This window comes from Parasphingorhabdus sp. (genome assembly GCF_036964565.1).
Lineage (GTDB): Bacteria > Pseudomonadota > Alphaproteobacteria > Sphingomonadales > Sphingomonadaceae > Parasphingorhabdus.
This window is the reverse complement of the sequence record NZ_JBALTN010000013.1, coordinates 1-19,361: the sequence shown is the minus strand read 5'-3', so window position 1 is coordinate 19,361 and position 19,361 is coordinate 1. Positions and strand designations below refer to the sequence as shown.

At 54.9% G+C, this 19,361-nt stretch carries 18 protein-coding genes; 9 read left to right on the top strand and 9 right to left on the bottom strand.

What is annotated here, in order from left to right; translation table 11 throughout:
• Positions 1 to 85: 85 nt before the first annotated feature.
• Positions 86 to 2,374 (bottom strand): CoA transferase, encoded by a 2,289-nt coding sequence (locus tag V7650_RS16020; protein WP_335657259.1) that lies wholly within the window; start codon positions 2,372 to 2,374, stop codon positions 86 to 88.
• Here V7650_RS16020 and V7650_RS16015 point away from each other — a divergent pair.
• Complete coding sequence (locus tag V7650_RS16015) at positions 2,367 to 2,861, top strand: Zn-ribbon domain-containing OB-fold protein (protein WP_335657216.1); 495 nt, start codon at positions 2,367 to 2,369, stop codon at positions 2,859 to 2,861. The two genes, V7650_RS16020 and V7650_RS16015, sit on opposite strands and share 8 nt — an antisense overlap.
• Before the next feature lie 60 nt (positions 2,862 to 2,921).
• Here the strand turns inward: V7650_RS16015 and V7650_RS16010 are convergent, their stop codons facing one another.
• On the bottom strand, positions 2,922 to 3,896 hold the full coding sequence (locus V7650_RS16010; protein WP_335657215.1) for a LysR family transcriptional regulator: 975 nt from the start codon (positions 3,894 to 3,896) through the stop codon (positions 2,922 to 2,924).
• Between the two features lie 195 nt (positions 3,897 to 4,091).
• On the opposite strand from V7650_RS16010, the gene V7650_RS16005 reads away from it, so the two are divergent.
• Entirely contained in the window at positions 4,092 to 4,889 is a 798-nt protein-coding gene (locus tag V7650_RS16005; RefSeq protein WP_335657214.1) for an enoyl-CoA hydratase/isomerase family protein, read from the top strand.
• Positions 4,890 to 5,034: 145 nt separating this feature from the next.
• On the opposite strand, the gene V7650_RS16000 is transcribed toward V7650_RS16005, so the two are convergent.
• Positions 5,035 to 6,249, bottom strand: coding sequence for an acyl-CoA dehydrogenase family protein (locus V7650_RS16000; protein ID WP_335657213.1), 1,215 nt, complete (start codon positions 6,247 to 6,249; stop codon positions 5,035 to 5,037).
• A 164-nt stretch (positions 6,250 to 6,413) separates the two neighbouring features.
• On the opposite strand from V7650_RS16000, the gene V7650_RS15995 reads away from it, so the two are divergent.
• On the top strand, positions 6,414 to 7,517 hold the full coding sequence (locus V7650_RS15995) for an acyl-CoA dehydrogenase family protein (protein ID WP_335657212.1): 1,104 nt from the start codon (positions 6,414 to 6,416) through the stop codon (positions 7,515 to 7,517).
• A 32-nt stretch (positions 7,518 to 7,549) separates the two neighbouring features.
• Positions 7,550 to 8,380 carry an NAD(P)-dependent oxidoreductase gene (locus tag V7650_RS15990; RefSeq protein ID WP_335657211.1) on the top strand — a complete coding sequence of 277 codons (831 nt, stop codon included), beginning with the start codon at positions 7,550 to 7,552 and terminating at the stop codon, positions 8,378 to 8,380.
• Here the strand turns inward: V7650_RS15990 and V7650_RS15985 are convergent.
• The 3 genes from V7650_RS15985 to V7650_RS15975 are packed head-to-tail and all read right to left on the bottom strand — an operon-like array spanning position 8,362 to position 10,138.
• Entirely contained in the window at positions 8,362 to 8,787 is a 426-nt protein-coding gene (locus V7650_RS15985; RefSeq protein ID WP_335657210.1) for an acyl-CoA thioesterase, read from the bottom strand. The genes V7650_RS15990 and V7650_RS15985 overlap by 19 nt on opposite strands.
• Positions 8,784 to 9,668 (bottom strand): SDR family NAD(P)-dependent oxidoreductase, encoded by an 885-nt coding sequence (locus V7650_RS15980; protein WP_335657209.1) that lies wholly within the window; start codon positions 9,666 to 9,668, stop codon positions 8,784 to 8,786. Before V7650_RS15980 ends, V7650_RS15985 begins: the two co-directional genes overlap by 4 nt.
• Positions 9,665 to 10,138, bottom strand: coding sequence for a nuclear transport factor 2 family protein (locus V7650_RS15975; protein WP_335657208.1), 474 nt, complete (start codon positions 10,136 to 10,138; stop codon positions 9,665 to 9,667). Before V7650_RS15975 ends, V7650_RS15980 begins: the two co-directional genes overlap by 4 nt.
• Before the next feature lie 165 nt (positions 10,139 to 10,303).
• Between V7650_RS15975 and V7650_RS15970 the strand changes: the two genes are divergently transcribed.
• On the top strand, positions 10,304 to 11,146 hold the full coding sequence (locus tag V7650_RS15970; RefSeq protein ID WP_335657207.1) for an SDR family NAD(P)-dependent oxidoreductase: 843 nt from the start codon (positions 10,304 to 10,306) through the stop codon (positions 11,144 to 11,146).
• Here the strand turns inward: V7650_RS15970 and V7650_RS15965 are convergent.
• Positions 11,143 to 12,441 (bottom strand): acyl-CoA dehydrogenase family protein, encoded by a 1,299-nt coding sequence (locus V7650_RS15965; RefSeq protein ID WP_335657206.1) that lies wholly within the window; start codon positions 12,439 to 12,441, stop codon positions 11,143 to 11,145. The two genes, V7650_RS15970 and V7650_RS15965, sit on opposite strands and share 4 nt — an antisense overlap.
• The gene (locus tag V7650_RS15960; protein WP_335657205.1) at positions 12,434 to 14,086 is read right to left on the bottom strand and encodes an AMP-binding protein; all 1,653 of its coding nucleotides are present in this window, start codon (positions 14,084 to 14,086) and stop codon (positions 12,434 to 12,436) included. Before V7650_RS15960 ends, V7650_RS15965 begins: the two co-directional genes overlap by 8 nt.
• Before the next feature lie 182 nt (positions 14,087 to 14,268).
• Between V7650_RS15960 and V7650_RS15955 the strand changes: the two genes are divergently transcribed.
• From V7650_RS15955 to V7650_RS15940, 4 genes are all read left to right on the top strand, one after another.
• Entirely contained in the window at positions 14,269 to 15,189 is a 921-nt protein-coding gene (locus V7650_RS15955; protein ID WP_335657204.1) for an NAD-dependent epimerase/dehydratase family protein, read from the top strand.
• A 31-nt stretch (positions 15,190 to 15,220) separates the two neighbouring features.
• Positions 15,221 to 16,372 (top strand): sulfotransferase family protein, encoded by a 1,152-nt coding sequence (locus tag V7650_RS15950; protein ID WP_335657203.1) that lies wholly within the window; start codon positions 15,221 to 15,223, stop codon positions 16,370 to 16,372.
• 213 nt (positions 16,373 to 16,585) lie between these two features.
• A complete protein-coding gene (locus V7650_RS15945) occupies positions 16,586 to 17,257 on the top strand; it encodes a hypothetical protein (RefSeq protein ID WP_335657202.1) in 672 nt (223 codons plus the stop codon).
• A gap of 136 nt (positions 17,258 to 17,393) precedes the next feature.
• A complete protein-coding gene (locus V7650_RS15940; protein WP_335657201.1) occupies positions 17,394 to 18,323 on the top strand; it encodes a replication-relaxation family protein in 930 nt (309 codons plus the stop codon).
• Positions 18,324 to 18,774: 451 nt separating this feature from the next.
• Here V7650_RS15940 and V7650_RS15935 read toward each other — a convergent pair whose 3' ends face one another.
• Positions 18,775 to 19,152, bottom strand: coding sequence for a class I adenylate-forming enzyme family protein (locus V7650_RS15935; protein ID WP_335657200.1), 378 nt, complete (start codon positions 19,150 to 19,152; stop codon positions 18,775 to 18,777).
• Between the last annotated feature and the right edge of the window lie 209 nt (positions 19,153 to 19,361).

The following is a 19,361-nucleotide window of genomic DNA, read 5'->3' as shown; positions in this document are numbered from 1 at the left end:
CTGACTGTTTGTATAACCTAAAAACGATAGCGCATCGATGTCAGTCCGCCAACACTTGCTTCAGTTTGGACATTGGTGGCACTTATCAAGACGATCCGGTTGATTGCGACTTAGAATCTAGAATAGGCCGAACCGCTGCAATCAGACCTTTATCGAACATGTCCGAAATTTCGTCTTCGTCAAACCCCAGTTCGCGCATGACCTTGTCGCTGTGTTGACCAATCTCCGGCGGCGGCAAATCGCTGATTGTCGGTATATGATCAATCGACATAAACGAGCCGACCAATTCAAGTTTTCCAAGTGTAGCATGGTCATATGTTTTAATCAGACCCGCCGCACGATTTTCTGGGCTATCGAAGAAAGAGTCGCGCCAGTTGCACCGGGCGGTGGCCGCTTCACCACCAGCCGCCCTAACCACCTCAATGATTTGGTCGACAGACATCGTTCTAAAACTCTTTTCAACCGCAACCTGCGTACTTACGCCGATACTTTGAAAAAGGACATCAAACGCTCCGGGTTTTTCAACAACAATCGCAACCCAACCGTCGTTCGCCTGATAAATACGCCGCCCCGGTGCAACGCCGGTCTGACGTGCATCTAGCCTTTGAAACGGCGTTAGCTTGCCATCGCGGCCCACCACCGTCTCGCTGACCGTCATCAAACTTGCACCGAGTAGCGATGCAGCGACTGCTTGACCGCGCCCGGTCTGATCGCGGTGATACAGAGCGAGCAGAGTACCAAGAACCGAGGCCATGGCAGCTTGATGATCCATCATTCCGAAACGGTGCCACATCGGCTGGTTTCCTTCACCCGCTCCTTCATATTCCCACCCGGTCTGCGCCTGAAAGAGCTGGTCGTAGCCCGGCCAATCCTTGCGCGGTCCACGCGGGCCATATGAGCTAACGTGACAGAATATTAAATCAGGGTTAGCCGCCGTAAGCGCCTTGTAGTCGAGGCCGAGGCGCTGGGCAGCTGGTAGTCGGATATTATGATGAACGATGTCGGCCCATTGCGCGAGCCGCCGAGTGACTTCGTTTGCACCGTTTCCCTTGAGATCGAGCGCAAGCGAGCGCTTCCCGCGCTGACAGCCGACGAAGGCGCCAGGCACACGGCGCATAATGTCACCTGCAGGCCCTTCGATCTTGACAACATCCGCGCCAAGGTCTGCAAGCAGCATCGCCGCCAACGGTCCGGCAAGATATGCCCCGAAGTCAGCGACTCGCACTCCTTCAAGGGGCCGCATAGATGCAACCGAATCGGCCATCAGCGATGTCGGCATTTCCGAGTCCCACACTGATGCTGTGCTCGACCCGAGCAGGGGCGCCGGCCCCCTGACCCTCATAGGCGGGTCGACGGCGACCGGTGGCCCAGGCTGCCGCGTACGACCAAACACCGGATCCTCCACCGTCACCACATAACCATTTGCAGCCGCCTGTTCGTCGAAATAGATTTGCCCCATGGGCACATCGGCCTGAACAGGTATATCGGCACCCCAGAGGTCTTCAAGCCATTCGGCGCTCGGCCGGGTAAGGAAAATATGCGCATTGGCACCCCAGTTGACGCAGGTATGATCACTGGGATGTCCCTGATTGAGTTCGGCGACACGTTCCGGACCAAGCGCATCGAGAGCTGCACACATTTTCGGCGCAGCGTCGGGAGGTGCCTTAACATGAATCCAGACACCGTCGGCACATTTGAATTGCGGAGAACGCATGTCTTTGCCCATGCTTTTCTCGAAAGCCGAACTGGAATGTTCAGCACGCCGCCAAAGCATGGCGGTAGGAAGGAGTGCACCCTGAAGCAGGCTGGTACCAACGCTACCTCCGCCGCCACAACGTCCACGCTGAATTAGCTTCGCAATCGTGCCAATCGCGGCAAGATATGCGGCACCCCAGCTACCCAAAGGGAAACGCAAATAAATCGGTCCCTCGCGATAACCACGTTGCTCATCCATCAAACCGGATTCGGCAAGCACCAACGTATCGTCGACGAGTGCTTCCTCAAGCCTGTGCCCTGCTGGCCACCCTCCGACAGAAGTGTGAATCAGTGTCGGAAATCGGGCAGCCAGGCTTGCAACATCAAGACCCATCGTTACTTGTCTGGACGGAGTCCAGTCGGTAATTAGTACGTCGGCGCGCGCTAGCAGATCGTCGAGTTCTGCGCGCTGCGATGGCACATCGCAATCAAGAAGAACACTTCGCTTGCTACGATTCCAAACAGAAAATGAGGCGGATCTCCGCGATTCGATACCCCGCTTGCTTTCGATCTTGAGCACGTCGGCTCCGGCTTCGGCGAGCAGCATTGCCGAAACCGAGGTAGCATGCCCGTCGCCCAGCTCAACGATCCTGATCCCATTTAGAATTGTATTGACCATAGACAAGCTGTCCCTCTTCGGTTTATTCTTGATGCTAATTCCTGAAAGGTATTCAACATTGTTCGACACGCAAAACCGCTTGCCGCGGCGGCACCTCCCGCTCCTCACCGAAGCCAATCGAGAATTCTGGCAATCTGGAAAAACGGGCAGTTTGCAAATTGCGCGATGCCAGACCTGTAGCACGTTTATCCATCCACCATCCGCAGCTTGCCGCAACTGTCATTCACGCGACGTCCGTGCCGAAAAGGTATCCGGAAAGGGCTCGATTTCAACGTTCACAATCAACCGCCACCCATGGGAAAATGACCTCACCACGCCCTTCGTCATCGCTATTGTCACCCTTGCTGAGCAGCCGGGACTAAACTTGATGACCAACATAGTGAATTGCCCAATTGATGACGTTACCATAGGAATGAAGGTGCGTGTCATATTCAAGAATATCGAAGACGTCTGGTTACCGTTGTTTGAGCCTGATCCGATCAACTGAAAATCAGCGTGTGTCGGATATCGCGGACATTACCGATACAATCACGGACATCGACTATAGTCAGGCGTTTACCGCGACACGCCTTGGCTCTTCTGCAACGGCATATTCAAAATTAGAGACTAATTCTGCTACATTTGCATTCGAATTTTCTTTGACCAACCTTTTCGCAACATTCCAAAAATGATTTAATAGGCTGCGCGGTGGTTCGCGACGGCGGACCAATGCGTACTGAACCAGCGGAGGCGATCCTTCCAATGTAACGTGCACGAAGTCAGCAACTGCACCCTGATGGTTATGACGTTCACCGATACAAACCATTGGCAGTCGTTCGTCGGCTGCATAGAAAGGAATCGCTGCATCACCTTCAGGAACGACCAAGGGTATGGCTCCCGCTTCGATCAAAGGGGCATATATCCGTTCGTGGATAGCAGTGTTGAGTTGCGGCTTCACCGTGGGAATAGTCCGTCCGGCCAAGGCGGACATCGGCACGCAACTGGCATCGGCCAGAGGATCCTCTGGCGGAACCAAGAGACTGACCGGACTGCTATGCAGGATCAGCGTTTCAAGATCACGAAAGTCAAACGGTGGACCGACAAGCGCTACATCGATCAGGCGTTTACGAAGTTTGGAAATCAGGCGCGGTGTATAATTGCTTACCACTTCGAGTGATGCTCGATTGTAACGGGAACGGAACTTCTCGAACAACTGTTTCCGCTCAGGTATCCAGAAAGTGTATGGATTGACACCGATTGAGAGTTCAAAACTGTGCGAGCGCGACATCTCGCGCGAGAAATGTTGACAATCCTCAGCAATCTTCGCCAGCTCACGCGTGTGCTCGAACAATTCTTCGCCTTCTCTAGTCAATGCCACCTTTCGGGTACTGCGCACAAAGAGAGTGAACCCGAGTTGCAGTTCAAGCTGTTGGATTTGTCGTGAGAGCCATGGCTGGTCCACGCGAAGCCTTCGAGCTGCCTGACTAAAAGAGAGCTCTTCCGCAATTACCGAAAAGCGAATTAGTCGATCTAGTTCAGCCACCTAATCTTCTCCTAAATTACGCCTCGAATCTCCGGACGTTTGAGCAAAGATTGATGGGTTGACGTATATAATGCAAGCTTTTTTTACCTTAATACCCTATTTTTCTGCGGATAAAGGATTTTTTATATTGTGAAGCCTCTTCATTTTTGGCACAAAAGAGGAGAGAATTGACGCTCCCTGAGGAAAGGATCCACGATGGACTACAAAACCGTTTTGTTCGAGATTGCCGACAACGTTGCAACAATCACGCTCAATCGCCCTGAGGCCTACAACAGTTTTACCCGCGATATGACAAACGAGTTCGTCGATATCTGGAACAGAGTGCGCGACAACGATGCAGTGCGGGTGATTGTGCTTCGAGCCGCGCCGTCAAAGGCATTCTGCACAGGCGCTGACGTCAAGGGTGGTCCGGACATTACGCCTTACCGTCTGCCAGAAGCGCGACTCAAGCCATGGCAAATGGATGATCCGGCGGAGTCGCTCGGACCCAAAAGCAACAAAGTGTGGAAGCCGGTTATTGTTGCGGTGTCGGGGATGTGTGCGGGAGGAGGTTTCTATTTCCTGAATGAAGCCGACATTATCATCTGCTCAGATGAATCAACCTTTTTCGATCCACATGTAAATTTCGGTATGGTCTCTGCCTGCGAGCCGGTAGGAGCGATGGCCCGCATGCCGTTAGCTGAAGTGCAACGCATGGTACTGCTTGGAAATCATGAACGGATCAGCGCCGAGACCGCGTTGCGAATCAGCCTGGTTACTGAAGTGTTGCCGAACGAAAAATTGTGGGCCCGCGCCGCCGAGCTGGCTGCATTCGTTGCTGACAAGCACCCTGTCGCAATCGAGGGCTCGGTGCGCGCAATCTGGGAGTCTCTCAACTTGCCGTTCCGCGAGGCGATGATCAACGCGTTGAAATATACCCAGATTGGCAATCCGATCTCAACCGCTGCGGTTGATCGCGGCAGCACTCCAAAGGTAAAATGGAAGCTTCGCTAGAGTGATTTCTAGCCAAATCGTGCATTTATCGACACAGGAATCGCGAGAATCTAAACACCTGGAGCCATATTTTTAATCGTGGCTCTAGGTCGGGTCCGACATTTAAATTGCCCCTGATCTCGGGCTTAATTACTCAATAGCCGCTTTAGCCGGTGGGAATTTTTTTGAACGGCAAGTCCTTGTCGACACGAATGTCGCCAGGAAGCCCAAGCACTCGCTCGGCGATAATATTCCGCAATATTTCGTCGGTTCCACCGGCCAGGCGGGAACCGGGGCTCGAAAGAAAATGCGCCTGATAGATCCCAGCAGATGAAGCCTTTTCGGGATCGGCAATCAGGCCATGCTCGCCTTGTATGTCGAGCATCTCCTGCGCCATTGCCTGCGTCAGATTAGCTGAAACTACCTTGCTAATCGAGGATTCCGGGCCGGGAGTCTCGCCGCGCGACATAGCTGTCAGCGTACGAAAGCCGGTCAGTTTCACACCCTCCGACTGGACGTACCAGTCAGCGACCTTTTCACGGAACGCAGTGTCTTCGGCCAACGTTCCGTTTTCGGTTTTCGCTTCAGTCGCGGTAGCAAAGATGTTGGCAAAATTAATTGCCGCACCGCCGCCAATCGACAGCCGCTCATTCATCAGCGTGATCAGACTGACACGCCAGCCATCGTCTATATCTCCCAGTCGCTGGGCGTCGCGCACGCGCAAGTCATCGAACCAGACTTCATTGAATGCGGAGCGTCCTGACATTTGCCTGATCGGCCGAATCTCGATTCCTGGGGAGCGCATATCAATCCAGAACATCGTCAGCCCCTTGTGCTTCGGCTTTTCGGCGTCAGTGCGGGCCAGCAGCAGTCCGAAGTCGGAAAAATGGGCGCCCGAGGTCCATACCTTCTGACCGTTTACGATCCAGTCGTCACCATCGCGCACTGCACGGGTCCGTAATCCCGCGAGATCGGATCCGGCGGCTGGCTCAGAAAAAAGTTGGCACCAGATTTTCTCACCGCGCAGCGAAGGCTCGACAAAACGCAACTTGGTTGTCTCGTCGGCAGTCTTCAGCACGGTCGGCAGGCACATCCCGAATGTAATATCAAAATACCCGCGTGGCACCTCATAGGCAGCTTCTTCTTGATTGTATATGACTTGTTGGATCGATGTCCCTCCCTGTCCGCCGACAGCCTTTGGCCAAGTGATGCACGAAAAACCGCCCTCGAACTTCTTGGCTTGCCAGTCACGCGCTGCAGCAACGCGCTCGGCGTCGCTAGCCAATCCAGCGAACCAGCCTCTTGCTGGTCCATTGGCAATTAGCCATTCGCGTACGTTGCGCCGATATTCAGCTTCGTTGGGTGCGTCGTTAAAATCCACGATCAATCCTCTTTTTAGTCTTGGAAAAGGGCGGGCCAGACAGCCATATATTGATGCGCGCCTTACTTCCGATGCCGAATCTTGGCTCCACTGGAAAAAGTTCGCATAAATGATTCGGGCAAATGTCGTGGCAAAAGGGATCGAAGCAAAAGCGAGAGCCCGAAATGAACTTTGATTACTCAGATGACCAGAAATACCTCAAAGACGAAGCGCGCAAATATTTGGCGGCGCATTCTCCTCCAGAATGCGTTCGCGCACTCGTTGGTCATCCAGGCATCGGATATGACCGGGCTGTCTGGGACGGGATTGTTGGACAGGGATGGCTTGGAATTTCGATTCCCGAAGAGTTCGGCGGTCTCGGCCTTGGATTGATTGAACTATGCGCAATCGCCGAAGAACTGGGCCGCGTTTGCGCCCCGGTTCCATTCGCGTCGACACTGTATTTTTTCGCAGAAGCGTTGCTTCTAGCGGGCAGCAAAGGTCAGCAGCAGCAATGGTTGCCGAAGGTGGCGAGTGGAGAGATCATCGGCTGTCTGGCAGCAGCCGAGCGGCCCGGACCTATTACCTATGAAAACGTGGAGGCAGAGGTCATTAACGGGCGTCTAACCGGTGTCAAAAGTCCCGTGCCTGACGGCGGCATCGCAGACGCGGCAATCGTGCTCGCCCGCTCGAGTGGTAAGCTGGGACTATTTTTAGCCAGGCTCGATGATGTCCCTCGAACCTCGCTGGACACAATTGACCCCAGCCGTGGTGCGTCGACACTGACTTTTGCGGGCACTCCTGTCGAACCGCTCGCTGAAGATTGTGAAACTGAATTCGCGACATTGATGAACCGTGCGGCGGTGCTCGTATCATTCGAACAACTCGGCGGCGCAGATCGTTGCCTTGAAATGGCTCGCGAATTTGCGCTTGGGCGCTTTGCCTTCGGCCGTTCAATCGCAAGCTATCAGGCAATCAAGCACAAGCTCGCCGACATGTACATCAAGAATGAACTCGCCCGTGCTCACGCATATTATGGTGCCTGGGCGCTGGAGGAGGGTGGGGCAGAACTGCCGCGCGCCGCCGCCGCCGCACGCGTTGCTGCCAGCGACGCCTACTGGTATGCGGCCAAGGAAAATATCCAGACCCACGGCGGCATGGGATTTACATGGGAAGGCGATCCGCAGCTATTCTACCGGCGCAGCCGTCATCTGGCGCTGGTCGGCGGATCGGCACGTCAGTGGAAGCAATCGCTCGCCAGCGCGGTGGAAAAAATTTCCGCTGCCTGATCATCATTAACGGGCTAAAAAAGGGATAAACTATGCCTCAGATGCTTAAGACAGGGTTTATAGGCCTTGGGAATCAGGGTTCTCCAATAGCCCGTCAATGGGTCGATGCAGGCTTCCCCCTGACCATCTGGGCGCGGCGCCCCGAAAGCCTTGAACCATTTGTCAATACGGCTGCTGAAATCGCGAACTCGCCTGCCGATCTCGCACAGGCATGCAATCTGATCGGCATCTGTGTTGTCAACGATGCCGATGTCCGTCAGGTCCTTCTCGAAGCAGGCGTGCTCGAGGCAATGCGTCCCGGATCGATCATTGCTATCCATTCCACGCTGTTGCCGGAGACCGTCATCGAGCTCGACAAAAAAGCTCGCAGTCTGGGTGTCCATTTGCTCGATGCACCTGTCAGTGGTGGCAGTCATGGTGCCGAGGCTGGTACGATGACCGTGATGGTTGGCGGCGACGCACACCCCCTCGAACGCGTGCGCGCAGTATTCGAAACTTTTGCAACCAAGATCGCCCATCTCGGTCCGGCAGGCACGGGGCAAATGATGAAATTGCTCAACAACAATCTCGCTTATGCGAATCTCGTAATGGGAATTAACGCGATGGAGCTGGCCAGCCAACTGGGCATGGACCGTGATGTTGCAGCCGACGTAATTCGTAACAGTTCTGGCAACAGCGATGGTTTCGGAATACTCCGCAATCAAGATACCTTGGTCAAGATTAGCGGGCCGACCAGCAACCTTGCAAAAGACGTCCACCATCTTGTCGAAGTGGCCGAAGAAGCAGGCTGCTCCGATTCCGAATTGCTTGAGATCGCGCAGTCAGCAACCCGGCGGCTCCAGAACTATGTCGCGACGCTGTAAGAGAAAGCCCGCTCGCGTTCGGCACTCGTCAATGCGCTAGCCCGACGATTCACCAGTTTAACCATCGTGCACCAAGCAGTCGTCAAGCACTGCCCATCGCGAAAAAACCCTGCAACGACGTCGAACGAACTGCGGCCTACGCGACTGATCCCGACGCCAATAGTCAGGGCACCGGGATAATTAATACCAGACGCAAAACGCATGCCGATTTCCGCGAGCACTAGCGAGAGGGCGCTAGTATCCTCATATGGATCACTCATCATCACCGCTGAATTAAGCTGCTCGCGCGCGTCATCAAAATATGTGGCAAGTTGAGCGTTCGGAATGTGACCGTTACCAACGCTGTCAGAACGGCGGGTGATCACTTCGAAATGGTAAGGATAATCCTTTAGTGATAACGCGGTCAACGTCGTTTCTCCGCCGGGTCATTGCTGCGCTGCTGCCCTTGTATTTGAGTCCAACTGCCGTCTGGTGTGCGCTGCCAGCCTTGCGCCGCAGCCGTGCCCCCGTCTACTGGAAGCGTTACTCCAGTGATATAGCTTGCCATGGGCGAGCAAAGATAGGCAACCGCATCGGCACATTCGGTGTCGAACCCTTCCCGACCAAGCGGGATCAGGCGATCCATCGCATCCTGAGCCTCGGGACTCCGCTCGATCCATTTTGCAGGGTCAACCGCGCCGACTCTGTTGCCCCGTCCTCCGGGGGTAACCGTATGATCGGGGTTTATTGCATTGACCCGAATGCCCTCGCCAGACAGTTCGAGCGCCATCGTCTGAGTGAAATTCAGCATTGCAGCCTTGCACGCAGCATAAACCGAATAGCCGGGCGCAGCCCGAACGCCTTCTATGCTTGCGACATTGACTATCGAGCCCCCCCGCCCACTGCGGGCCATGAAAGAAATTGCCGCTGACGTCGCCGAAAGCATACTGATCAGATTGAGGTCGATATGACGTCGCCAGTTCCGTTCATTCTGCTCTGCAAACGGTCGATGCGCAACTCCGCCGACATTATTAACAAGAATGTCCAGCCTGCCAAACTCAGTATCTGCCGCGGCAACCATAGCGGTTACTTGGGCGGTATCCATCATGTCGGTGGGCGCCGCAAGGGCACGCCGACCGAGTTCGCGCACGCGCTCGGCAGTTTCCTCCGCGCGCTCCGGAATGATATCCGCTATGAGGACATCTGCGCCAAATTCTGCGAGGCGCAGCGCGCACGCCCTGCCGATGCCGCCGCCGCCGCCGGTTACGATTGCGACTTGCCCGGTGATCAGAAGATCGGTCGAAGTCATGTGCTTGGTAGCCCCGTTAGTGCCAAAAATTGCGGCAAGTCTTGGGTGCTGATACCGTCACTGGGAAGTTTCCAGCGGAATGGGGCGGCGACAGTTCGCCGAGCGAAACGCCAACCAGACTTCAGTCGAACGACTTCGTCTTGGTAGGTTCCGAGAATATATTCGAAACCCTTGCCTGTAGGTCGCTTGATTTCACTGAACCACCAGCGCGCGGTGGCACGGTCTCCGTCAATCTCGACCACACCAGAATGGGTAAGCTGCATAAGGAATTCACGTTCCTCCTCAACCAGTCGCTTGAAACGTTTGGCAAGCTTTTCGATCCCCTGAACCGGGCTTCCCGCCGACGGAGCCTCGAGTATTCCGTCAGGCGCATAAACGGCCGCCATCCCTTCGCCATCGCGGCGGTTGACCGCATCGGTATAAGCCGCTGCGAGGCTGCGGATCGCTAGTTCATCGTCGGCGTGTCCCATGGCTGGTTTCTCCTTCACATATGTCATGCCACGCCCGGACCGATCATATTCAGGCGAAATAATCGGCTGCGCCTTTCAATCTCCCCTTACACGCCGGTATACAAGCAAACCAAGGTAGCCTTTTTAGACATTATCCGCTCGGTGAGTGGCGCAGGAAGGCAGAAAATGAACGATAATTTTGATTTGTCCGGCAAGGTTGCAATTATCATTGGCGGCTCGAAAGGCATGGGCCTTGCCTGCGCCGAGCTCTTCGCGCGCAGCGGCGCAAGTGTAATGATCACCAGCCGAAACCAGGCCGAAGCAGAGACAGCAGCCGACACCATCAACGAAAAATTTGGTAACGGTGAAACTCTGGCGGTCGCCAAATCCGCGGACATGGTAAGCAAAGATGATTTACGTGTAGTCGTTGATGCTACACTCGAGGCATTCGGCAAAATCACGACTTTGGTAATGTCGCCTACCATCAGGCCATGGTTCGGATCTGCAATCGACACTCCCGACGCGGAAATTGACGAACAGTTCCTCTACATTTTCAAAAGCCGATTCTGGATCACCAGCATGTGTATTCCCGAAATGGCAAAAGCAGGCGGCGGGTCAGCAATCTGGATTGGATCAGGAGCGGTATTCGAAGCGACTGCGGAACGCTCCGTATATTCCGCAATCCGCACCGCCGAATGGAAAATGATGGAAAATTTCGCTGCCGAATTCGGGAAGGACAACATCCGGTTCAACTTCATTTCCCCCGCGATGATCCGCTCCAGCGGGTCGCAGGCGCTGTTTCGCAACGAAGAAGTTCAACGTAAATTTTCTGAGCGGCTTCCAATGAAACGACATGGTGAAGTCAGCGAAATTGCATCGGTCGCCGCATTTCTTGCCAGCGAGTCAAGTTCGTTTACAACTGGCGCGGTTATTCCGGTCGACGGCGGCCGAAATCTTCACGCATCGACCAGTGATCTGACCGCCCAGTTCACTCCCGAAATCGACGCCCGGTCTAGAACCCGAGGCTAGGTTTTAGCAGGCCAAGCACCTCTTGTGCCGATCTCCCGCACTTCCTCAATCGTAGGAACATCGGCAGTGCCGCCGGTCAGTGCGGGGTCTGAGTCACGGTGGCGTCTTAGTTCAATTTTCCCGATCTGGTTACGATGAACCTCATCGGGACCATCGGCAAGACGAAGCAGGCGCGCCATCGCGTAAGCCATGCTCAAATAATGATCATTGCCGGTCCCCCCGCCTCCGAACGCCTGGATTGCCCAGTTGACCACCTGCTCCGCCATCGCAGGCACTGCGACCTTGATCATTGCAATCTCCTGCCGCGCCGCCTTGTTACCCACCCGGTCCATCATCTGCGCCGCATGGTGGGTCATTAGCCTTGATTGATGGATCGCAATCCGTGCCTCGGCGATACGTTCAAGCGTCACGGTCTGCTCGGCCAGAGGGCGCCCGAATGGCGCACGCTGTTCGGACCGTCGGCACATCCGTTCAAGGGTCCGTTCAGCCATACCAATCAGTCGCATGCAGTGATGTATCCGCCCCGGTCCAAGCCGTCCCTGGGCTATTTCGAAACCGCGCCCTTCACCCAGTAGAATGTCCGCCGCCGGTATCTGTACATTCTCGAAAATCACTTCGGAAGCGCGATCGGGAACACCGTAGAAACCGAAAATTGGCAACGCTCTCAATACCGTTACTCCGGGCGCACTTCGAGGTATCACGACCATCGACTGCTGACGGTGGCGGTCAGAATTATCCGGGTCGCTCTTGCCCATGAAGATGAACACCTCGCAGTTCGGATGAGTTGCGCCCGTCGTGTACCATTTACGTCCGTTGACAACATAATTATCACCATCACGAATAATCGAACTGGCAATCTGCGTCGCATCGGACGACGCTACGAGCGGCTCAGTCATGGCAAATGCCGAACGGATATTACCTTCGAGCAGCGGCGCAAGCCAACGCCGCTTGTGGTCCTCGCTTCCATAGCGTTCGAGTACTTCCATGTTGCCGGTGTCAGGAGCGGCACAGTTGAATACCTCGGGTGCCATAACCGAACGCCCCATGATTTCGCACAGCGGCGCATATTCGGAATTTGTCAGGCCGGCACCGCGCTCCGAGTTGGGCAGAAACAGGTTCCAAAGTCCTTCAGCGCGCGCGAGCGGCTTGAGTTCGGCCATTACCGGATATTCTGCCCATGGTCCCAGACGCTCGGCTTCAAGAAAATAGCGCCGCTCATTGGGGTATATGTGCTTGGCCATGAACGCCAGCAAACGTCGGCGCAAATCCGTGATCGCCGGAGTGAGATCATCCATTATTCCGTTTCTCCATTGCAAACTCCTGCCGGAGCGTTCGGCGCAAATCCACTTTCCTGATCTTCCCCGCAGCCGTGCGAGGAAATGCCTGTGCAACAATTACGCGCTCGGGTGTTTTCTGGCGTGCAACACCAAAGCTCGCGAACGCGGTTTGGACCGACAAAAGGTCGACGTGCGTATCCGGTTCGACGATGATGTATATGCAGACGCGCTCTCCAAGCCGCTCGTCGGGCATGCCGACTGCCGCTGCTTCGGCGACTCCAGCGATGCGCAGCATCAAATCCTCTATTTCGCGCGACGAAATATTCTCGCCACCTCGAATAATAATATCCTTTTTGCGATCAACGATCGTGAGGCATTGACGCTCATCGAACACACCGATGTCACCTGAAAGATACCAGCCGCCGGGCAATATGGCCGCACAAGTCTGTTCGGGATCGGTGTAACCCATGAACATATCGGGCCCGCGCGTCGCCACTTCGCCGGACGTGCCAGGCGCAACATCCCTCCCTTCGTCATCGACGATCCTCACCTCTACGCCCGGCCGGGCACGGCCATCCGTCGTCATCCTGAGGTCGAGCGGGTCAGAGTCGTCACCTTGGGTCACGGTCGGATGTTCGCTCATGCCATAGCGGCGGAACAGGTGAATGTTGAGTCGCTCGGCACGTGCCACGAGCGATTCGGGTACGGTTGCTCCGCCGGTTCCGCACGCGCGTAGCGAGGACAGATCACTGTTTGTCGCTTCGGCCGCATCAAGCAGTCCGAGATAATGATACGGCGTGCCCGCGGTGCTTGTGATCCGTTGGCTCTCAATATACCCTACCGCCGCAACTGGATCCCAAACATCGAACAAAACCGTCGGTCGTCCGGCCACCAAATGCGCAAGCACCCCAAGTGCACCGGCAATATGCCCAGCCGGATATGGCGAGAGAACACGGATTGTGTCATCGCCTTCGGGATAGGATTGAGTTACTTCTGCCAGTAGACTGTTGCTGCTGTGAATCACCCCTTTAGGGTTGGCAGTTGTACCCGAGGTATAAACCATGAACGCCGGAGCATCTGGGTTTGTAGGATTTGGTGTGTACGGGCCGGAGTCAGCAAGAAAATGATCCCAGGTCAGAAACTCGCTCGGACTGCCGCCGCCTGCTGCTACCGACTCCAAATCCCCTGCCACCACAACCACGGCCCTGAGTTCGGGAGTTTCACCCATCCGCTGAACCCGCTCGACATAGTCAGTGCCGCGCCATACGCCGGGTATGAAAAGCACGCGAGCGCGTGCGTCGCGCAATATGAAGCCGAGTTCCGCCTCACCGAAAATTGGAACGATCGGGAGAATGACCGCTCCAATTGCTGCCGCTGCTTGATAGACCAGCGCGGCCTCAATCCAGTTTGGCAACTGCAAAGCAACTACATCCCCGCTGCCAATCCCACGCTTTTGCAGCGCCCCGGCAAGTACGAGCCCCCGTTTTCGCAGTTCAGCGAGCGTGACTTGTGCCGGACGGACATCCGAGTGGATATTAAGCGGCGCGTCGGCGAACCGCTTGGCAGCATGGCTCAGCGCCTGATCGAGTGAAATATCCTGCCAATAGCCATTCTCGCGCCACTGCTGCCGGATTTCCGGATCGACGGCGCTTGCTGGTAACATGTCCACTCCTCTCGGTGCTATTGTCGTGATACTGCCGATATGTAAGGCAAGTCTGCAATGACTGCTCATGCCAGTCTGCCAGTCTGCAGGGACGGGAACTCCCTTATCGCCAGTCGAGACCTTTGATAAGATAATCGGTGCAGTCCGAGCAGTTATCGGGGAGCAATTGGAGAGACACGGCAATGCTGACCGATAAGCGCATTCTTATAACAGGGGTAACCGGCAAGGCAGTCATCCCGATCGCCGCCGCATTAGCCAAGAATAATGAAGTCTATGGAGTTGCCCGCTTCGCTAGTGAAGCGGCGCGCGAAAAGACGGAACGGGCAGGCATTATCACTTGTCCAGCCGATTTCGACAGCAGCGATCTGTCCGCGTTGCCTGAGGAAGTCGATTATGTCTTGCACTTCGCATGGATGCGGGCGCCAATTGAAGAACTAGACCGCGCCATCCGCGTGAATGTCGAAGCCGCAGGGTTGATTCTGCAGCGATACCATGGGGCGAAGGCGGCGCTCGTCGTCTCGTCGCAGGGCGTATATGCGACCAATCCCGACCCGCAGCACCACTATACTGAAACCGACCCGATCGGCCGCGGTGCGACAGCTTGGGCGCAGACCAGCCCCGCGACCAAGCTCGGGCTGGAAGCCGTTGCCCGTTTTTGCGGACGCGGATTTGAGCTGCCGATCACCATCGCACGGCTGAACACCGTTATCGGGCCGCGCAAGGCCTTTTTTGCGTCACATTTCGATGCTGTCCGCGCGGGTCAGGAAATCATATTGCCGGGCGAACCCAACTGCCACACGCCGATTCACAGCGATGACATGATCGCGCACATCGAACCGCTGCTCGACGCGGCATCAACCAGCGCAACGATTGTTAACTGGTGCGGCGACGAAACGGTAACCACTCAGGACACACTCGCGCGTACTGCCGAACTTATCGGCAAACCTGCGCATATCCGGGTCATAAATGATCCTGCGGTGCCAGCGGGAAATGCCAACGACACAGCCCGCCGCTACGCAATTACCGGACCATGCTCGGTCCCGTTCTGGAACGGATTTAACCAAATGGCGCGCGATATCGCTGCCGAAGTCGCGCCCGTCTAACCTACATCGTCGAAGCAACAAAGGGAATACCATGCTTATACCTTCGGACTTGAAACAGCGTGCCTGCGAGGCGACTGGCCTTTCGGAATATGGTGCTGCCTCACTTGACGACGGACTGCAAACTCTGTGTCGTTCGCTCAGTGAGCAGGGTGACCTGAATGCACCAGCTGCCGAAGGGATGGAGGGGTCAATTGTGGCCATGCTTTGCGAACGGCTGCGCGTCGAGGACTGGTTCGCCCGCCATCCAGAAATTCTTGAGCAAACATTGGCTCCACAAGTACTGGTGGTTGGACTGCCGCGCAGTGGCACTACCGCGCTGTCGCAATTCATCTCAGCCGACCCGGCCGCAAGATCGATTCGGCGCTGGGAACTTAACTCGCTAACGCCGCCGCCGGACGCTTCTGCAAGCGAACCAGACCCAAGGATCGCGGCGACCCAAGTGGCCTTTGCAGCGCGCGACAGGGCCATGCCGAAGCTCAAGTCGATGCTGCCGGTCACCGCAGAAGATGCTTCCGAACATGGCGTTTTACTGGGGCTCACTTTTCGGAACATGCACTGGCCTTCGCTAAACACAATTCCGGATTATGCCAGCTGGGTGCTCCAATGCGACATGGATTTGGCTTTCAGCTATCTCGTCTCGATCCTCAAACTTCTGCAGTGGAAAAATCCGGTCGGCTACTGGAATCTCAAAAACCCAGTTGACAGCTTCGCGATCGCCGCGTTGCTCAGGGTATTTCCCAACGCGCCCGTCTTCTGGATGCACCGCGATCCGGCGAATACGATCCCCTCAGTGTGCAGCCTGCTCAGTCTGATCCGCGATTCGTCCGGCCTCGAGTTCGACCGCAAGGCTTTCGGACAATATGTTCTCGAATTCGAAGCCGGACTAATCGACACGGCTATGGCCCGCCGTGACGCATCCCCGCATCGCGATCGGGTAATCGATGTCTATAATCGCGATCTTGCCGCCGATCCGGTCGCTACGATGCGCGCTATTTATGGCAAAGCCGGAAAGGAATTCACGCCTGCCTTCGAAGCCGCATTGCGTCAGCGCATCGCCGACCGCCCGCGTGGCAGGCATGGCAAACATGACTATAGCGCTGAGGAATTTGGCCTCGATAGCGCGTCAATCCGCCGCCGATTCGCAAATTACATTGAGCGGTTTGACGTTCCGTTGGAAGGCTGAATATCTCTGTCGCGAGATCATATGACGCCCATCATCAATTGGAATATGTCGATTTTGGCATCATTTAGTAGTTCATGTTGAAATTCTGCCTGAATATGGGTCAAGTGAGAGTCATGAATTAATGTTAGGTTTTGTATGGCGATTACGCACTTTACAAACCTCCCAATTGATCGGCCTTGCCACTCTGCGGCGGTAAAGTCACAGACATACTTCTTGTCATTGAGCATTGGCGTAAAGCAGGGGATCCGTATTTATTGGCCTGCTCAAGCCAAATTTAAGATCTTTGCACTGGCCTTTAGACTTGTTCAAGTCGGGGCCCTACCGGAACATAAACGCATGCCAACGATGGTCTATGTCGATGAGGCGCAGGATTATTTTGACCGCAATATTGGGATTATCTTGGCGCAGGCGCGCAAATTTAACGTCGGCATGGTTCTGGCCCATCAATTCCTCGGCCAGCTTGATCCCAAATTGCAGGAAGCATTTGGTGCCCACACCTGCATAAAATTTGCAGGCGGCGTATCAGCCAAAGATGCGCGCTCCATGGCACCCATGCTCTATTGTGATGCCGGTTTGATTGAAAGCCAGCCCAAAGGCAGTTTTGCAGCCCATATCAGGGGCGTGACTAAGGGTGCAGTGCCGCTCCAATTTCCTTTTGGTGTGGTAGAAGGTCTGCCGCAGATGACCAAGGAGCAGCGCAAAATGCTGCAAGCGAAGATGCGGGCTGACTATGCTGTGCATCATAGCGCGCTGGGTCAGGTTTTGGAGCAGGACCAGAATGAACCGGAGACGGAAGCCGCCGCAGATCAGGCAAAAACGGAAAAGCCAGAACCCAGAAAGCCACCACCCGGCCAAGTGGACATTGAACCGCGCGATAAATGGTGACGATAGCGGCGAAATATTTTTGGCATTTCCATAGTCGAACATTGTTTTCCACTGCGCTCCTCCGCTGAAAATAGCGCACGGTTACAAACCCGTCCAGCTAGCATAAATGGTTCGTCCTCACATTGAAGGACACATCATGATTCAACCATTTGACAAGATAGGACGCCGTAACCGGCTGCAGCCAACATCAACCGGCAAGCGTGTATCGCCGACAGCGCGTGATTTGCTTTGGTTTGCCAAGCTGGCGGAGCATGGACCGTTGCCATCGTCCTTTTTACTCGCATTTTCTAAGGACAGCCACAAATCGGAAAAGCGCGCCAAGGAACGGCTGACTGACCTGTTCAACGAAGATAATACGCCGCATGGAGGGCCATATCTTGTGCGACCGCCGCAGCAATTTCGCACCATTGATAGCCGCTATAACCAGCTTGTTTATGATCTGGCCCCAGCGGCGCACAAAGCATTGGCGGATCAAGATGGGATCGAGGCAACCAAGCCAGCGCGATCCGGTCCTTGGCTGCACAGTTTCATGGTGAGCTGCATCGCAGCTTCCATCGAACTCGCCTGTTTAGAGCGTGATGATCTATCATATATTCCGCAAAGCCGGATTTTGGCGCGAGCTGGAGCTGAGCTGCGCTATCCCGCACGCACTGCCGATCCCGCGACTGGTTTTGAATTTAAAAAGGACTTGATTCCTGACGCCGTCTTTGGGTTGGAATATCGCACGGGCGATGGCCGTCGATTTCGCTTCTTCGTTGTCGAAGCGGACCGGGCGACCGAACCCGCAACATCAAACAATTTCAACCGCAAAAGCTTCGACCGGCATTTGAGGCAATATCGGGAATATTTAGAATGCGGCCTGTATAAGGAACACATGAATCTCACTGCTCCGATGTTGGTTTTGAATGTGACGAGTGATCCCAAGCGCATGGCGAGCATGGCAAAGTTGACCACCGAGCATTTTCCCGCTGGCTGCAACTATCAACTATTCCATTGTTGGGAGGATTTTGGGCCGGTGTTTCGCGTGCCGATACCTAATAGATCGCTTCTTGACTGTCTCGGTTAACCTCCCAATACGAATACTGGCATCCCCACCCAGAACAGCACCTACGCCATACCCAAGCACGCACCCTCGTTTGGGCACTCCCCGTAGGGAATTGATTTTTACTAAGCTGAACAAATGGTGCGCGACGCAGTCTGTAGCGAACGGGTCTCTCTTGTGAAATCGCGTTTTAACGGGATTCTAACGGGAATTTTGCGCATTTTTGGTCATTCCGCTGCTTCTTGGTTCGTCCAGACCCACGTAATCCTGCGGATATGAAGAGTGAATTCCCGTATCGGCTTTGACGGGAATTCCCGCTCCTTTTGCGGGAGCGAACGCCTGCTTTCCGCTAAGCTGACGGGTATTCCTGTTACAGAATTTTTTTGAATTTTTCCAAATTAGCATCTTGCACTCCAAAGCCACATCAGGCTTATTAGGGTACACATATTCGACCAAGTGGTTATTTCGACTGAAATCACTGCGACGCAACGAGGCAAGGTGAACGTGTAACGGTTTGGTTCCGGTCCGGACACGTCTCGATTTCTTCGGACACAAATACCATCGACGCCTTGCTACATTCGAGCAGCTCGACTTCGCGCTTGTGCAGTTTCGCGTTTATCGGAACGACGATAAGGCCAGCGGCCCAGCAGGCAAATAATATCTCAACATATTCCGGACAATTCTTGCTTTCGATTGCTGCTCGAGAGCTTAGCGGAAGTCCGATGCCAGTCGCCAGTTTCTCCGCTCGCTGTCGTAATTCACGCCAGCTGGCGAATGGTGCCATGCCATGAGCAAGCGCCAATTTTTCACGAAAAATCCGTGAATTGTGAGTTAAATAATCGGATAGGTTCATTTCGATGGCCAGTCAGACGAGACAATTATCAATCATGCAAGCAATTGTGCGCGCAATCTATCCGCCCCGCCAAACATCGCTACCGCGTCGCCGTGGCGGAGGAAGTCTGGATCAGGAAAATGTCTTAGCGTGTTATACCAACCTGCAATGATCATGACCCACGGGCCCATTCGCGGCGGCCGATGGTCATAATGCGCCAAGGCTGATCG

Bases quoted from the DNA above. Each gene is read 5' to 3' on its own strand.
- V7650_RS15940 (WP_335657201.1), top strand. From the start codon at position 17,394: ATGATTCAACCATTTGACAAGATAGGACGCCGTAACCGGCTGCAGCCA.
- V7650_RS15980 (WP_335657209.1), bottom strand. From the start codon at position 9,668: ATGACTTCGACCGATCTTCTGATCACCGGGCAAGTCGCAATCGTAACC.
- V7650_RS15990 (WP_335657211.1), top strand. From the start codon at position 7,550: ATGCCTCAGATGCTTAAGACAGGGTTTATAGGCCTTGGGAATCAGGGT.
- V7650_RS15965 (WP_335657206.1), bottom strand. From the start codon at position 12,441: ATGGATGATCTCACTCCGGCGATCACGGATTTGCGCCGACGTTTGCTG.
- V7650_RS15950 (WP_335657203.1), top strand. From the start codon at position 15,221: ATGCTTATACCTTCGGACTTGAAACAGCGTGCCTGCGAGGCGACTGGC.
- V7650_RS16020 (WP_335657259.1), bottom strand. From the start codon at position 2,374: ATGGTCAATACAATTCTAAATGGGATCAGGATCGTTGAGCTGGGCGAC.
- V7650_RS15935 (WP_335657200.1), bottom strand. From the start codon at position 19,152: ATGAACCTATCCGATTATTTAACTCACAATTCACGGATTTTTCGTGAA.
- V7650_RS15955 (WP_335657204.1), top strand. From the start codon at position 14,269: ATGCTGACCGATAAGCGCATTCTTATAACAGGGGTAACCGGCAAGGCA.
- V7650_RS15995 (WP_335657212.1), top strand. From the start codon at position 6,414: ATGAACTTTGATTACTCAGATGACCAGAAATACCTCAAAGACGAAGCG.
- V7650_RS15975 (WP_335657208.1), bottom strand. From the start codon at position 10,138: ATGGGACACGCCGACGATGAACTAGCGATCCGCAGCCTCGCAGCGGCT.
- V7650_RS16005 (WP_335657214.1), top strand. From the start codon at position 4,092: ATGGACTACAAAACCGTTTTGTTCGAGATTGCCGACAACGTTGCAACA.
- V7650_RS15960 (WP_335657205.1), bottom strand. From the start codon at position 14,086: ATGTTACCAGCAAGCGCCGTCGATCCGGAAATCCGGCAGCAGTGGCGC.
- V7650_RS15970 (WP_335657207.1), top strand. From the start codon at position 10,304: ATGAACGATAATTTTGATTTGTCCGGCAAGGTTGCAATTATCATTGGC.